This is a genomic window from Streptomyces sp. RLB3-17 (assembly GCF_007113425.2).
In the GTDB taxonomy this organism is placed as follows: domain Bacteria; phylum Actinomycetota; class Actinomycetes; order Streptomycetales; family Streptomycetaceae; genus Streptomyces; species Streptomyces mirabilis_D.
This window is the reverse complement of sequence record NZ_CP041610.2, coordinates 1807699-1821939: the sequence shown is the minus strand read 5'-3', so window position 1 is coordinate 1821939 and position 14241 is coordinate 1807699. Positions and strand designations below refer to the sequence as shown.

The 14241-nt window shown below is 70.1% G+C and carries 11 protein-coding genes; 9 read left to right on the top strand and 2 right to left on the bottom strand.

The genetic code is table 11. The features are described from left to right. Positions 1-33 precede the first annotated feature (33 nt). The 9 genes from FNV62_RS08650 to FNV62_RS08610 all read left to right on the top strand — a co-directional run bounded on the left by FNV62_RS08650 (position 34) and on the right by FNV62_RS08610 (position 12303). Positions 34-1287 carry an acyl-CoA dehydrogenase family protein gene (locus tag FNV62_RS08650; protein ID WP_143612594.1) on the top strand — a complete coding sequence of 418 codons (1254 nt, stop codon included), beginning with the start codon at positions 34-36 and terminating at the stop codon, positions 1285-1287. Continuing rightward, complete coding sequence (locus tag FNV62_RS08645) at positions 1287-2390, top strand: acyl-CoA dehydrogenase family protein (protein ID WP_143612593.1); 1104 nt, start codon at positions 1287-1289, stop codon at positions 2388-2390. Before FNV62_RS08650 ends, FNV62_RS08645 begins: the two co-directional genes overlap by 1 nt. A 109-nt stretch (positions 2391-2499) precedes the next feature. After that, positions 2500-4110: an SMP-30/gluconolactonase/LRE family protein gene (locus tag FNV62_RS08640; RefSeq protein ID WP_143612592.1), complete on the top strand. Its 1611-nt coding sequence runs from the start codon at positions 2500-2502 to the stop codon at positions 4108-4110. Continuing rightward, positions 4107-4952 carry an SDR family NAD(P)-dependent oxidoreductase gene (locus FNV62_RS08635; RefSeq protein WP_097283338.1) on the top strand — a complete coding sequence of 282 codons (846 nt, stop codon included), beginning with the start codon at positions 4107-4109 and terminating at the stop codon, positions 4950-4952. The genes FNV62_RS08640 and FNV62_RS08635 overlap by 4 nt, the downstream gene beginning before the upstream one ends. 17 nt (positions 4953-4969) lie before the next feature. Beyond that, positions 4970-6325: an aromatic ring-hydroxylating oxygenase subunit alpha gene (locus tag FNV62_RS08630; RefSeq protein WP_143600544.1), complete on the top strand. Its 1356-nt coding sequence runs from the start codon at positions 4970-4972 to the stop codon at positions 6323-6325. A gap of 66 nt (positions 6326-6391) precedes the next feature. Then, positions 6392-8218, top strand: coding sequence for a flavin-containing monooxygenase (locus FNV62_RS08625; RefSeq protein ID WP_144315005.1), 1827 nt, complete (start codon positions 6392-6394; stop codon positions 8216-8218). Positions 8219-8261: 43 nt separating this feature from the next. Further along, entirely contained in the window at positions 8262-9188 is a 927-nt protein-coding gene (locus tag FNV62_RS08620) for an SDR family NAD(P)-dependent oxidoreductase (protein WP_143600542.1), read from the top strand. After that, a complete protein-coding gene (locus FNV62_RS08615) occupies positions 9185-10888 on the top strand; it encodes a thiamine pyrophosphate-binding protein (RefSeq protein ID WP_143612590.1) in 1704 nt (567 codons plus the stop codon). The genes FNV62_RS08620 and FNV62_RS08615 overlap by 4 nt, the downstream gene beginning before the upstream one ends. 2 nt (positions 10889-10890) lie before the next feature. Beyond that, complete coding sequence (locus tag FNV62_RS08610; protein ID WP_143653756.1) at positions 10891-12303, top strand: aldehyde dehydrogenase family protein; 1413 nt, start codon at positions 10891-10893, stop codon at positions 12301-12303. Positions 12304-12418: 115 nt separating this feature from the next. Here FNV62_RS08610 and FNV62_RS08605 read toward each other — a convergent pair whose 3' ends face one another. Together FNV62_RS08605 and FNV62_RS08600 are read right to left on the bottom strand one after the other, a co-directional pair. Then, positions 12419-13321: a sugar phosphate isomerase/epimerase family protein gene (locus FNV62_RS08605; RefSeq protein WP_060899598.1), complete on the bottom strand. Its 903-nt coding sequence runs from the start codon at positions 13319-13321 to the stop codon at positions 12419-12421. A 1-nt stretch (position 13322) separates the two neighbouring features. Next, positions 13323-14237 carry an ATP-binding cassette domain-containing protein gene (locus FNV62_RS08600; protein WP_097288771.1) on the bottom strand — a complete coding sequence of 305 codons (915 nt, stop codon included), beginning with the start codon at positions 14235-14237 and terminating at the stop codon, positions 13323-13325. Positions 14238-14241 lie beyond the last annotated feature (4 nt).

The window sequence follows — 14241 nt, the reverse complement described above, 5'->3', positions numbered from 1 at the left end:
GCTGCTCGCGGTGTTCTGGAAGGGGCGGTGACCATGACACACGGGTCGGCTTCACCCGATTCCCGGCCTGGGCTGTCCTCGACCGCCCCCTCCTGGCCGGACGACCTCGGCGAGTTCCGTGTCGCCGTGCGGGAGTGGTGTCGGGAGCATGTGCCCGCGCAGTGGCGGCGGAACCAGACCGGCGTGCCGGAGGCGGAGTTCGTCGCGTTCCAGAAGGAGTGGTTCCAGCGACTCCGGGGGGCCGGCCTGGCCGTCCCGCACTGGCCGCGGGAGTGGGGCGGCGGGATGCCGGTCACCCACCAGATCGTGCTGCACCAGGAGTTGGCCGCGCGGGACGCACCCAGACTGGTCCTGGCCTTCGTCGCGATCCACCACGCCGCCTCCACGCTGCTCGTCGCGGGCACCGACGCGCAGCGCCGACGCCACCTCCCGGCGATCCTGGACGGCGAGATCTGGGTCCAGGGCTTCTCCGAGCCCGAGGCCGGTTCCGATCTCGCCGCCCTGCGCACCACGGCCCGCCGGCAGGGCGAGGGCTACCTCGTCAACGGCCAGAAGCTGTGGGCGAGCGGCGCGCTGCACGCCGACTGGTGTCTGCTGCTCGCGCGGACCGACCCGCACGCGCCGAAACGGCGCGGCATCTCGTACTTCCTGCTGGACATGCGCGGCCCGGGCATCGACGTACGGCCGATCCGGCAGGCCACCGGTGGCGCCCACTTCTGCGAGATCTTCCTCGACGACGTCGTCGTACCCGCGGCCAACCTGGTCGGGCGCGTGAACGAGGGGTGGTGCGTCGCGCAGCGGACGCTGGGCGCCGAGCGCGGCACGACGATGCTGGAACTGGCCGAGCGCTTGGGCAACGCCGGGTTCCGGTGGCTGGTGGAGGCGTGCGCGAGGACCGGTCCGCACGGGCGGCGGCCCCTCGACGATCCCCGCGTGGCCGACCGGTTGGCGGCCCTGGAGACCGAGATAACCGGCCTGCGGGCGCTGTGCCGGGACCTGGTGGAGCGGCACGCCGTCGGCGCCGTGGGCCCGGCCGACGCCTCGATCGTCAAGCTCCACTACAGCGAACTGCTCCAGCGCACCATGGACTTCGGCGTCGAGATCGTGGGACCGGCCGGGCACACGGTGCTGGCGAAGCCGGCCTCCGGCGGCTGGGAGTCCGGCGCCTGGCTGCTCGACTTCATCGGCTCGTGGGAGTGGACCATCCCGGGCGGGACGAGCGAGATCCAGCGCACCATCATCGGCGAGCGCGGTCTCGGACTGCCCCGAGAGCCGGTGGGCGACTGATGGCCGCCGCGTCGGAGACCGAGGTGCGCGACGAACTGCGCACGGTCGCCCGCGAGTTGCTCGCGAAGGGGCAGGCGTCGGAAGGGGTGCCCCGGCGGCGGCTGGCCGAGGCCGGGTGGCTCGGCCTGGAGGTCCCCGAGGAGCTGGACGGCGCGGGGGTGACCTTCGCGGAGACGGCGGTGGTGCTGGAGGAGCTCGGCCGGGCGGCCGCCCGCACCGGGTACTTCGGGACGGCCGTGCTGGCCGCCGGGACACTGACCGCGCTCCAACCCACCGCCGAACGGGACGCGTTGCTGCGCCGGACGGCGAACGGGACGCAGACCCTGACCGCCGCCCTGGTGGACGCCACCGACGACAGCCTGGTCGCCGGCACCTTCGACGACACGGATGTGCCCTTCCGGATCGAGGACTCCCCGGAGGGACCACAGCTGAGCGGTCACGCGGGCTTTGTGCCCGACGCGGCCGAGGCCGACCGACTGCTGATCCTGGCGCTCGACCCGGCCGGCACACCGGTCGTCGTCCTCCTCGCCCCGGGGACCAAGGGGCTGACGGTGACCGGGCAGCCGGTGTTGGACGCCACCCGCCGGTTCGCTCGGGTGCGTGCCGAAGCGGTGGCCCCGGACGCGGGACGCGTGTTGCGCTTCGACGGCGAACCGCGGCGCGCCGTGGGCCGGTTGCTCGACCGGGCCGCCGTCGCGACGGCCTGCGACAGCCTCGGTCTCGCCGAGGCCATGCTGCGGGCGACGGTCGCGCACACCCGCGGTCGAGAGCAGTTCGGGCGGCCGGTCGGATCCTTCCAGGCCGTGAAGCACGCCTGCGCGGACATGCTGGTACGGCTCTCGGTCTCCCGGCACCTGGTGGCCGAGGCCGTGCGCCTGATCGCCGAGGACCACGTCGAAGCGGGAGTCGCGGCCTCGATGGCGAAGTCGTACGTCTGCGCCGCCGCGGTCGACGTCGTCGGCAAGGCGATGCAACTGCACGGCGGCATGGGCTACACGTGGGAGAGCGGCATCCACGTCCACCTCAAGCGCGCCACGCTCAACCGGTCGCTGTTCGGCTCACCGGCCGCCCACCGCCGACGGCTGGCCAGGCGGTACGGATGACTTTCCATTGCCTGCGCCCCTAACAAACGCTAGATTGAAATGAGAGTGAGATTCTCCACAGGGAGAATCTTATTCACCTCAACGACGAGGTCTCCGGGAGTCCGTCACCATGTTGCTGCCAGGAGCGCGCTACACCAGCGCCACATCGACAAGCCTCGCCGAGGGCTGGAGTCTGGAACGACTCACCCCACCCAGCCGCCTGTTCGGCGCCAACGGTCTGCGCACCGGTCCGGACGGCCGCGTCTACGTGGCCCAGGTGACCGGCAGTCAGATCAGCGCCATCGACGTCGGCACGGGCCGCCTGGAGACCATCAGCGCCAAGGGCGGCGACATCATCGCGCCGGACGACGTGGCCTTCGGCCCGCGGGGCGACCTCTACGCCACCGAGGTCATGGACGGCCGGGTGAGCGTGCGCGGGGCCGACGGGCGTACCCGCGTCCTGCGCGACGACCTTCCCAGCGCGAACGGCATCACGGTGCACCAGGGTCGCCTGTTCATCGGCGAATGCCGCGTCGGCGGGCGCCTGTTGGAGCTGGACCCGAACGGCGGCGCACCCCGCGTGATGCTCGAGAACGTGGCGATGCCCAACGCCATGGAGGTCGGCCCCGACGGCCTCCTCTACTACCCGGTGATGGGCACCAACGACATCTGGCGGATCCATCCGGACGGCGGCGAGCCCGAACGGGTCGTGGGGGACCTCGGCGTCCCCGACTCCGTCAAGTTCGACTCCGAGGGGTACATCGTCTCCACCCAGGTGGCGACCGGCGAGGTGCTGCGCATCGATCCGCGCAGCGGCGCGCGCACGGTGCTGGCCGCCCTGAACCCCGGTCTCGACAACTGCACCTTCGTGGGCGACCGGCTGTTCGTCTCGAACTTCACCGGCGAGATCACGGAGATCCTGGGCGGCGGCGAGACCCGGACCACGCTGCCCGGCGGGCTCAACTGGCCGCTGGACCTGACCGTGGGCGACGACGGCACCCTCTATGTGGCCGACGGGACCTTCTTCTACGCCCTGCGCCCGGGCGGTGAGCCGCAGACGCTCGGGATGCTCTTCACTCCCGGCTATCCGGGCTTCGTCCGCGGGGTGACCGCCATCGGTGGGGGCGAGTTCGTCGTCACCACCTCGGGCGGCCAGGTCGCGCGCTACTCGCCCGGGAACAGGGAGAGCGAGGTACTGGCCCAGGACCTCGACCAGCTCTACGGCGTGGTGGTCGCTCCGAACGGGGCCGTGGTGACCGCCGAGTTCGGCACCGGCCGTGTGCTGTCCATCCGGTCCGGCCAGGTCGAGGAACTCGCCTCCGGGCTGAACCAGCCGCTCGGTGTGGCGTTCGGACCCGACGGCAGCTGCCTCGTCTCCGAATCGGGCGCCGGACGGATCGTCGCGGTCACCGGTGCCGGTGTGGACACGGTGCTGGACGGCCTGGAGAACCCCCAGGGGATCCTGGTGCGCGGCGGACGGCTCTACATCGTCGACACCGGTGCCAAGGCGGTGATCGGCGTCGATCTCGAGAGCAAGACCCGGCACACCCTCGCCCGTGACCTGCCGGTGGGCGCCCCGCCCGGCGTGACCCCCAAGCCGCTGCGGGGGCTGCCGCCGTTCTCCGGGCCCCAGGGCCCCTTCGCAGGCATCGCCGCCGGACCCGACGGCACGCTGTACGTCTCCGCCGACGCCGACGGCAGCGTGCTGGCCCTGCGCGAGACAGGAGGAACCGCACGATGACGCAGGAGTTCCTGGGCCTCGACGGACGCGTCGTCATCGTCAGCGGCGCGGCGGGCGGGGGCATCGGCACCTCGGTGACGCGCATGGTCGCCCGAGCCGGGGCCACCGTCGTCGCGGTCAGCCGCTCTCCGGAGAACCTCGAGAAGCATGTCGCGCCGCTGGCCGCGGAGGGCCTGTCGGTCGTGCCGGTCGCGGCCGACGCCTCCACCGACGACGGCATCGCACGCGTGATGAAGGAGGTCGGCCGGAGGGCCGGCGACCTGCACGGCCTCGTGAACGTCGCCGGCGGCGCCGCACCCTCGACCTGGATGCCCTCGACCCGGGTGACCCGGGCGGACTGGCGCGCGCTGTTCACCCAGAATCTCGAGACGATGTTCTTCATGAGCCAGGCGGTCGCCGCCGAACTCACGTCTCAGGGCCGGCCGGGGTCGATCGTCTCGATCTCCTCCATCAGCGGCATGAACTCGGCGCCCCTGCACATCGGTTACGGCACGGCCAAGGCGGCGCTGGTCGCGGCGACCCGCACGATGGCCGTCGAACTGGCCGGGGACGGCATCCGGGTGAACGCCATCGCGCCCGGCGTCACCGAGACCCCGGCCTCGGGGACGTACGTCGACGAGGACGCCGAGCGGGACCGCCGCGCCATCGCCATGGGGCGACGCGGCCGCCCCGAGGAACAGGCGGGCGCCATTCTCTTCCTGCTCTCCGACCTGTCGACGTACATCACCGGTCAGACCCTGCTGGTCGACGGCGGCCTCAACCTCAAATGGACCCACCTGGCCGCCGACAACACCTCTCTCTTCCTCAAGGACGAGTCGTTCCGAGCCGCAATGACGCGCTGACACGGCTGGAGAATGTCATGAGCGAAACCGCCGAGAACGAAGCCCTGTCGCAGCCGCTGACGATCGGTGTGGAGGCGTACATCTCGCAGGAGTACGCCCGGGCCGAGCGGGACAGGCTGTGGGCCAAGGTGTGGCAACAGGTCGGGCGTGTCGAGGAACTCCCCGACGTCGGTGACTACCTCACCTACGAGATCCTCGACGACTCGATCATCGTCGTACGCACGGCGCCGGACACGCTCCGCGCCTACCACAACGTCTGCTCGCACCGGGGGCGCCGCCTCCTCGACACCCCGCAGGGCAAGCGGGACGCCCGCGGCCGTGGCAGGCAGTTCGTGTGCGGGTTCCACGGGTGGCGGTACAACCTGGACGGCCGGTGCACCCATGTGCCCGAACGGGAGGACTGGCCGTGCGGGCTGTCCGCCGGGAACACCGGCCTGACCGGGGTCGAGGTCGACACCTGGGGTGGCTGGATCTGGATCAACATGGACCCGGAGTGCGAACCCCTGCGCGACTACCTGGAACCCGCGGCCACCCTGCTCGACCCCTTCCAGCTGGAGAACATGCGCTACCGGTGGCGTCGCTGGCTCGTCTTCGACTGCAACTGGAAGACCGCCCTCGAGGCGTTCATGGAGACCTACCATGTGCCGTACACCCACCCGGAGTTCATGAGGTTCGGCAGTTTCCTCGGCTGGTCCAGGGCCCAGGGCAAGCACAGCAACATCGGCTACGACGCGCCCAAGGGCCTGGACGAGAACCAGGCGAAGCTGCGGCTCGGCGGCGGCACCGACCCCCGCGAGTCCACGGCCGAGCTGCAGAACTTCACCTGGGCGAACGCGAACACCAACACCACCCAGACCCTGGTCGACGCGGCGAACCGGCTGGTCGAGGAGGTGCCGGAGGACGCCACGGCCGCCGACGTGCTCAGGCACTGGCTGGACACGGCCCGGCGCACCGACGCCGAGCGCGGGGTGAGCTGGCCGACCGTGGAACCCGCGCACGTCGCGAAGAGCGGCACCGCCTGGCAGATCTTCCCGAACTTCCAGATCGGGCACGCGCTGAACAACATGCTCTGCTACAGCGCCCGGCCCCATGGCCACGACCCCGACAAGTGCGTCTTCGAGGTCGCCGTGTACGAGCTGTACCCGCCCGGCGAGGAGCCGGAGACCGAGTGGGTGTACACCCCGGAGGACGACCCGGACTGGCGCACGGTCCTGCCGCAGGACTTCACCAACATGGCGGCCGTCCAGAAGGGCATGAAGGCCCGCGGCTTCTCGGGCCCGAAGCCCAACCCGTACCGCGAACGCAGCATCGTGAACCTGCACCACAACCTGGCGACCTACATGGGTACCGGCGAACCCCGCGACCTCGCCTGAATCCCGCCCTCCCCGTACGCCCTGAGGACGAACGACCCGAGTGACCGCCCGAGCCGAGGACTTCGCATGCCGAAATGCGCACCGACACAGACGCCCGAGACAGACCACGCGGCCCTCAGGGCGAAGTACCTGCTGGAGCGCGACAAGCGGCTGCGCGGCGAGGGGCAGAAGCAGTACCTGGAGGCCGAGGGCGAGTTCGAGGAGTACTACGAGGCCGATCCGTACACGCCCGTCGTGCCCCGGCCCCCGATCTCCCAGGACATCGACGTGGCGATCCTCGGCGGCGGCCTCTCGGGCCTGATCACCGCGGCGCGGGTCAAACAGGCCGGCGTCACCGGCTTCCGGGTCATCGAACTCGGCGGCGACTTCGGCGGCGCCTGGTACTGGAACCGCTACCCGGGCATCCAGTGCGACACGGACTGCTACTGCTATCTGCCGATGCTCGAAGAGGTCGGCTACATCCCGAAGCAGAAGTACTCCTTCGGGGACGAGGTCTTCGAGCACTGTCAGCGCATCGGGAAGCACTTCGGGCTCTACGAACACGCCATCTTCAGCACCCTGATCCGCTCGATGGAGTGGGACGAGTCGATCCGACGCTGGCGGATCGGCACCAACCGGGGCGACGACATCCGCGCCCGGTTCGTCGTCATGTGCCAAGGCCCGTTCAACCGGCCGAAGCTTCCCGGGATCCCCGGCATCAGAGACTTCCGGGGGCACACCTTCCACACGGCGCGCTGGGACTACGCGTACACCGGCGGCGACATGAGCGGCGGGCTCGACAAGCTCGCCGACAAGCGGGTCGCCGTCATCGGCACGGGAGCCAGCGGCGTCCAGGTGGTCCCGCACCTCGCCCGCTCCGCCCGGCACCTCTACGTGTTCCAGCGCACGCCCTCGTACATCGACGAGCGCGGCGACGTACCGACCGACCCGGAATGGGTGAAGACGCTGGAGCCGGGCTGGCAGAAGGAGCGGCAACGCAACTTCCACACCGCGGCGTTCGAGGCCTTCGCGCCGGGCCAGCCGGACCTCGTCTGCGACGGCTGGACCGAGGTCAGCCGCAATCTGGCCGCTCACCTGGACGCCACCGACGGCTGGGCCGCGCTGGCGGATCCGGAGAAGTTCATGGAACTCAGGGAGATCCAGGACTACCGGGCGATGCAACGCCTGCGCGACCGCGTCGACACCGTCGTCGAGGACGAGAGGACGGCCCGGGCGCTGAAGCCCTACTACCGCTTCCTGTGCAAGCGGCCCTGCTTCAACGACGCGTACCTGCCCACCTTCAACCGCCCGAACGTCACCCTCGTCGACGTGTCGGACACCAAGGGCGTCGAACGCATCACCGAGAACGGCATCATCGCCCACGGCGTCGAGCACGAGGTGGACTGCGTCATCTTCGCCAGCGGCTTCGAGATCACCACCGACCTCGACCGCCGCCTCGGCATCCGGCCGTTCGCCGGGCGGGACGGGCTGTCGCTCTACGACCACTGGGCCAAGGGCTACCGAACCCTGCACGGCGTCATGAGCCACGGCTTCCCCAACCAGTTCTTCACCGGCTTCCTCCAGGGCGGCGTGACCGCGAGCACGACGGCGATGTTCGAACAACAGGCCCAGCACATCGCCTACATCATCAAGGAGACCCTGGCGCGCGGCGCCTCGACCGTGGAGCCCACCGAGGAAGCGCAGGACCAGTGGTGCGCGACCGTGAGGGAGACCGCGGTCGACAACACCAACTTCCAGAGGGAATGCACGCCCGGCTACTACAACAACGAGGGCGAGCAGCAGATCCGCTCGCACCTGGGCGAGCCCTACTGGCCCGGCTTCTACGCCCTGGAGGACCTGCTCCAGGCATGGCGCGACACGGGCGAGATGCGGGGCCTCGTCCTGAACGACTGACTCGCCCCGTCCCGCACCGCGCGCCCCGCGAGAGGAACACCTCATGCCCGAACTCAGATTCGACGATCGCGTAGCCGTGATCACCGGCGCCGGCCGGGGGCTGGGGCGCGCCTACGCCCTGCTGCTCGCCGCGAAGGGAGCGAAGGTCGTCGTCAACGACCCGGGCGGGAGCCTGACCGGGGACGGCGGCGACACCGGTCCCGCGGACGAGGTGGTCCGGGAGATCACGGCGGCCGGTGGTGAGGCCGTCGCGTGCACCGAGTCGGTGGCGACGGCCGAGGGCGGCCGGGCCGTCGTCGAGTCGGCGCTCGACCACTACGGCCGGATCGACGTCCTCGTCCACAACGCCGGCATCGTCCGTTCGGCGCCGCTGACCGAGATGACGTACGAGGACTTCGACGCCGTCCTCGACGTCCATCTGCGGGGCGCCTTCCATGTCGTACGGCCCGCGTTCCCGCTGATGCGCGAGGCGGGCTACGGCCGTGTCGTGCTGACCTCGTCGATCGGGGGCCTGTACGGCAACCACCGCGTCGCCAACTACGGCACGGCCAAGGCGGGGATGATCGGGCTGTCCAACGTGGTCGCCCTGGAGGGCGCCGCCGCGGGCGTGAAGTGCAACGTCATCGTCCCCGGCGCCGTGACGAGGATGGCCGAGGGCATCGACACCTCTGCCTATCCGCCGATGGGACCGGAGTTGACGGCTCCGGTCGTGGGCTGGCTGGCGCATGAGTCCTGCTCGATCACCGGGGAGATGCTGGTGTCGATCGCCGGCCGGGTGGCGCGGGCCTTCGTCGCCGAGACCCCAGGCGTGTACCGGCCCGCGTGGTCGATCGAGGGAGTCGGCGAGGAACTCGCCGCCATCCGCGACACGAAGGAGCCCTGGATCCTCCCCGTCGTCCCCTCGGCCCACGTCGACCACATCCGCAACAGCTTCGCGATGGCCAGGCACAGTGAAGGGGTAACACGTTGACGAAAGTCTTCGCACGCATCCTCGAGCTCTTCGAGGCCGAGGGCATCAACACCATCTTCGGCATACCCGACCCGAACTTCGTCCACATGTTCCACCTTGCCGAGGAGCGCGGCTGGAACGTGGTCGCCCCGCACCACGAGGAGTCCGCCGGCTTCATGGCGGAGGCGGTCTCGCGCATGACCGGCAAGGCCGCGGTGTGCATCGGCACGCTGGGCCCGGGGGTCGCCAACCTGGCCGGCGCCATGATGTGCGCCAAGGTCGAGAACTCACCGGTCGTCTTCCTGGGCGGCCAGCGCGCCCGGATCACGGAACAACGGGTGCGCCGCGGTCGCATCCAGTTCGTCAAGCAGGCCGCCCTGTTCGAACCCTCGGTCAAGTACTCCGCGAGCATCGAGTACGCCGACCAGACCGACGAGGTGATCCGCGAGGGCCTGCGCAAGGCACTGTCGGGGACACCGGGCCCCGTCTACATCGAGTACCCCTCCCATGTGATCCAGGAAGACCTCGACGTACCCCCGGCGTTGCCGCCCGAGGCCTATCGCCTGGTGGGCCAGACGGCCGGCCCGGACAAGGTCGCCGAGGCCGTCGCGTTCATCCGCGCGGCCAAGCAGCCGATTCTGCTCGTGGGGCACGGAGTTCACACCGCCCGTGCGGGGGAATCGGTCAGGGCCCTCGCCGAGGCGATGGCCTGCCCCGTCATCCAGACGTCGGGCGGCACCTCGTACATCGCGGGACTCGAGGACCGTACGTTCCCCTACGGCTTCTCGGCGGCGGCGATCGACGCGGTGGTCAAGTCCGACCTGTGTCTGGCCATCGGCACCGAACTCGGCGAGCCGGTCCACTACGGACGCGGGCGCCACTGGGTCGCGAACGAGGCGAACCGCAGGTGGATCCTCGTCGAGCAGGATCCCCAGGCCATCGGCGTGAACCGCGCGGTCGACGTCCCGCTGGTGGGTGACCTGCGGGCGGTCGTCCCGCAGCTCGTCGACGCGCTCGAGGCCACACCGCGTACCGCGTCCCCGGAGCTCGCGGGCTGGATCACACAGGACGCGGCCCGGTTGGCGGAGCTCGCGGAGACGGCACCTTCCGGCATGTCCCCCGTGCATCCCGCACGACTGATCGTCGAGGCGACCAAGGTCTTCCCGAAGGACGGCATCATGGTCCGCGACGGCGGCGCCACGACCATTTTCGGCTGGACGTACTCGCAGGCCAAGCCCCATGACGTGATGTGGAACCAGAATTTCGGCCATCTGGGCACGGGACTTCCCTACGCGATCGGCGCCTCGGTGGCGGAGGGCGGCAAGCGGCCCCTGATGCTGATCACCGGGGACTCGTCGTTCCAGTTCCACATCGCCGAACTGGAGACGGCCGCACGTCTGAACCTGCCGCTCGTGTGCGTCGTCGGCGTCGACTACGCCTGGGGCCTCGAAGTGGGCGTCTACAAGCGCACCTTCGGCCAGGGGTCGCTGGAGACGGGCGTGCACTGGAGCAAGAACACGCGCCTGGACAAGGTCGCCGAAGGCTTCGGCTGCCACGGCGAGTACGTCGAGCGCGACGAGGACATCGCCCCCGCCGTCAAGCGCGCCTACGCCAGTGGCAGGCCGGGAGTCGTGCACGTCGCGGTCGACCCCAAGGCGAATTCGGAAGAGATGCCGAGCTACGACGAGTTCCGGACCTGGTACGCGGAAGGGACGCAGTGACCATGCGGGAGTATGTGAAGTTCTACATCGGCGGCCAGTGGACCGATCCGGCCGGGGCAGGGACCTTCGAGGTCGTGAATCCCGCGACCGAGGAGGTCTGCGGCAAGGTGGCCCTCGGTTCGGCGGCCGACGTCGACCGGGCGGTCGCGGCGGCCCGGCGGGCCTTCCCCGGCTGGTCGACGACCACGCGCGCGGAGCGGGTCGAGGTACTCCAGAACATCCTCGACGAGTACCAGAAGCGGGCCGGTGACCTCGCCGCGGCGCTGACCGAGGAGATGGGAGCGCCGGCCGCACTCGCGGGAGGCTTCCAAGTGGGCCTCGGATCCGGGCACTTGAGCACGGCGATCGCGGTACTGAAGGACTTCGTGTTCGAGGAGCAACGCGGCGCCACACTGGTCGTCAAGGAGCCGATCGGCGTCTGCGGTCTGATCACCCCGTGGAACTGGCCCATGAACCAGATGGCGGTGAAGGTGTTCCCGGCGCTGGCGACCGGCTGCACCATGGTGCTCAAGCCGTCGGAGAAGTCGCCCTTCACCGGGCAGGTCTTCGCCGAGATCCTGGATGCCGCGGGTGTTCCGGCCGGTGTGTTCAACCTCGTCCAGGGCGACGGCCCCGGCGTGGGGGTGCCGCTCGCCGGTCACGCGGACGTCGACATGATCTCCTTCACCGGTTCGACGCGCGCGGGCATCGACATCGCGAGGAACGCCGCGCCCACGGTGAAGAGGGTGACCCAGGAACTCGGCGGCAAGAGCCCGAACATCGTGCTCGACGACGAGGCCTTCGCCGAGAACGTCGGCAAGGGCGTGGCCACCATGATGGGCAACTCCGGGCAGACGTGCAGCGCGCCCTCACGGATGCTCGTCCCCGCCGCCCGGATGGACGAAGCCATCGCCATCGCCCGGCGGACTGCGTCCGGGATCACCGTGGGCGACCCCCAGGGCGACTTCGTGATGGGACCGGTGGTCTCGGGGGCCCAGTTCGAGAGGATCCAGGCGCTGATCCGGAAGGGCATCGACGAGGGCGCCACCCTGGTGGCCGGCGGCCCGGGACGCCCGGACGGGCTGGAGAGGGGCTACTACGTGAAGCCCACCGTCTTCGCCCGGGTCACCAACGACATGACCGTCGCCCGCGAGGAGATCTTCGGGCCGGTGGTGACGATCCTCGGCTACGACAGCGTCGACCACGCCGTCGAGATCGCGAACGACACCGAGTACGGTCTCGCCGGCTATGTGGCGGGCGCGGACCTGGAGAAGGCGCGTGCCGTGGCGCGTCGCATCCGGGCGGGATGGGTCGCGATCAACGACGCGTTCGACTTCGGCTGCCCGTTCGGCGGATACAAGAAGAGCGGCAACGGGCGGGAGTGGGGCGAGTTCGGCTTCCACGAGTACCTGGAGACCAAGGGCATTCTCGGCTAGGGGGTGATCCGAACGACACCCCGACACGCCTGAGGCGGCCTCGTCGGGCTGACGAGGCCGCCTCACGGAGCGGACATCCGGGTGCCGGCGGATGCGGGCGGGGATGCCGGACGGGTCAGGCGCCGCAGGAGCGCAGGAACTTGCGGGTGCGTACGGCGATCGGGAGCGGCTTGTCCGGCTCGCAGGGGTACATGTCCTGCTCGACGATGGCGAACAGGTCCACGCCCAGACGCTGGGCGGCCACCAGCACGGGCTCCAACTCCGGTACGCCGGAGGGGGGTTCGCACATCACGCCGCGCTGCACGGCGGGACCGAACGGCACCTCGTTCTTGACGACGTCGGCGAGGATCGCCGGGTCGACCTGCTTGAGGTGCAGATAGCCGATGCGCTCGCCGTACGTCTCGATGAGCTTGACGCTGTCGCCGCCGCAGTAGGCGTAGTGCCCGGTGTCCAGGCACAGGTTGACCAGGTCGGAGTCGGTGGAGTCGAGGAAGCGCTCGACGTGGTCCTCGGTGTCGATGTGCGTGTCCGCGTGCGGGTGGACGACGATGTCGAGGCCGTAGGTCTCCTTGACCTCGTGGCCCAGCCGTTCCATGCCCTTGGTCAGGTGGGCCCACTGCTCGGCGGTCAGCTCGGGCGGCTCGATGATCTCGGCGGTCTTGTCGTCCCGCCAGAAGGACGGGATGACCACCAGATGCTTCGCGCCCATGGCCTGGGTGAGCGCGGCGACCTCGCTGACGTGTTCCCAGGTGGCGTCCCAGACGGACGGTCCGCGGTGCAGCCCGGTGAAGACCGTACCGGCCGACACCTTCAGGTCGCGCTTGTCGATCTCGGCGGTGAGCCGGGCCGGGTCGCTCGGCAGATAGCCGTAAGGGCCGAGTTCGATCCAGGAGTAGCCCGCCTCGGACACCTCGTCCAGGAAGCGTTCCCAGGGCACCTGCTGGGGGTCGTCGGGGAACCAGACGCCCCAGGAGTCCGGCGCGGAGCCGACCCGGATGCGGTCCAGGGGAGCGGTCATGTCAGGAGGTCCCTTCGGGAGTGGCCGCCACGGGCGCTTTGAGGTCCTCCGCCTCGGGGAGTTCCTCGACGTCGACGCCTCGGACCTGGGCCAGTTCGTGCTTGAGCGCGGCGAGTTCGGCGCCGCCGGCCATGTGGTTGGTCAGCTCTTCCAGGCTGACCTCGCTGCGGGCGGCGCTGAGTTCCATGGTGCCGAGGCGCAGCACGCTGAAGTGGTCGCCGACCATGTACGCGTGGTGCGGGTTGTGGGTGATGAAGATGACGCCCAGGCCGCGGTCGCGGGCGGCGGCGATGTACTTCAGGACCACGCCGGACTGCTTGACGCCGAGGGCGGCGGTCGGCTCGTCCAGGATCAGCACGCGGGCGCCGAAGTAGACGGCGCGGGCGATGGCCACCGACTGGCGCTGGCCGCCGGAGAGGGTGCCGATGGGCTGGTCGAGGTCGTCGAGGACGATGCCCATGTTGCGCAGTTCCTCGTCCGCGGTCTTCTTCATGCGGTCGATGTCGAGGCGCTGGATCGGCCAGGGGCCCTTGGTCATCTCGGAGCCGAGGAAGAAGTTGCGCCAGACCGGCATGAGGGGGACGGTGGCGAGGTCCTGGTAGACGGTGGCGATGCCCTTGTCGAGGGCCTCGCGCGGGGTGGAGAAGCGTACCGGGACGCCGTCGACGAGGAACTCGCCCTCGGTGTGCTGGTGCAGGCCGGAGATGATTTTGATGAGGGTGGACTTGCCGGCGCCGTTGTCGCCGAGGACGCAGGTCACCTGGCCGGGGTGGACGGCGAGGGAGACTCCGTGCAGGGCACGGATGTTGCCGTAGGCCTTCCCGGCGCCGCGCAGTTCGACGATCGGGGCGGTGCCGTCCTCGGGCGGGGCGTCCGGGAGGATGGCGCCGGCGGGTCCGGATCCGTTGGTTGTCATGGGT

Bases quoted from the DNA above. Each gene is read 5' to 3' on its own strand.
- FNV62_RS08645 (WP_143612593.1), top strand. From the start codon at position 1,287: ATGGCCGCCGCGTCGGAGACCGAGGTGCGCGACGAACTGCGCACGGTC.
- FNV62_RS08630 (WP_143600544.1), top strand. From the start codon at position 4,970: ATGAGCGAAACCGCCGAGAACGAAGCCCTGTCGCAGCCGCTGACGATC.
- FNV62_RS08635 (WP_097283338.1), top strand. From the start codon at position 4,107: ATGACGCAGGAGTTCCTGGGCCTCGACGGACGCGTCGTCATCGTCAGC.
- FNV62_RS08625 (WP_144315005.1), top strand. From the start codon at position 6,392: ATGCCGAAATGCGCACCGACACAGACGCCCGAGACAGACCACGCGGCC.
- FNV62_RS08650 (WP_143612594.1), top strand. From the start codon at position 34: ATGACACACGGGTCGGCTTCACCCGATTCCCGGCCTGGGCTGTCCTCG.
- FNV62_RS08600 (WP_097288771.1), bottom strand. From the start codon at position 14,237: ATGACAACCAACGGATCCGGACCCGCCGGCGCCATCCTCCCGGACGCC.
- FNV62_RS08620 (WP_143600542.1), top strand. From the start codon at position 8,262: ATGCCCGAACTCAGATTCGACGATCGCGTAGCCGTGATCACCGGCGCC.
- FNV62_RS08640 (WP_143612592.1), top strand. From the start codon at position 2,500: ATGTTGCTGCCAGGAGCGCGCTACACCAGCGCCACATCGACAAGCCTC.
- FNV62_RS08605 (WP_060899598.1), bottom strand. From the start codon at position 13,321: ATGACCGCTCCCCTGGACCGCATCCGGGTCGGCTCCGCGCCGGACTCC.
- FNV62_RS08610 (WP_143653756.1), top strand. From the start codon at position 10,891: ATGCGGGAGTATGTGAAGTTCTACATCGGCGGCCAGTGGACCGATCCG.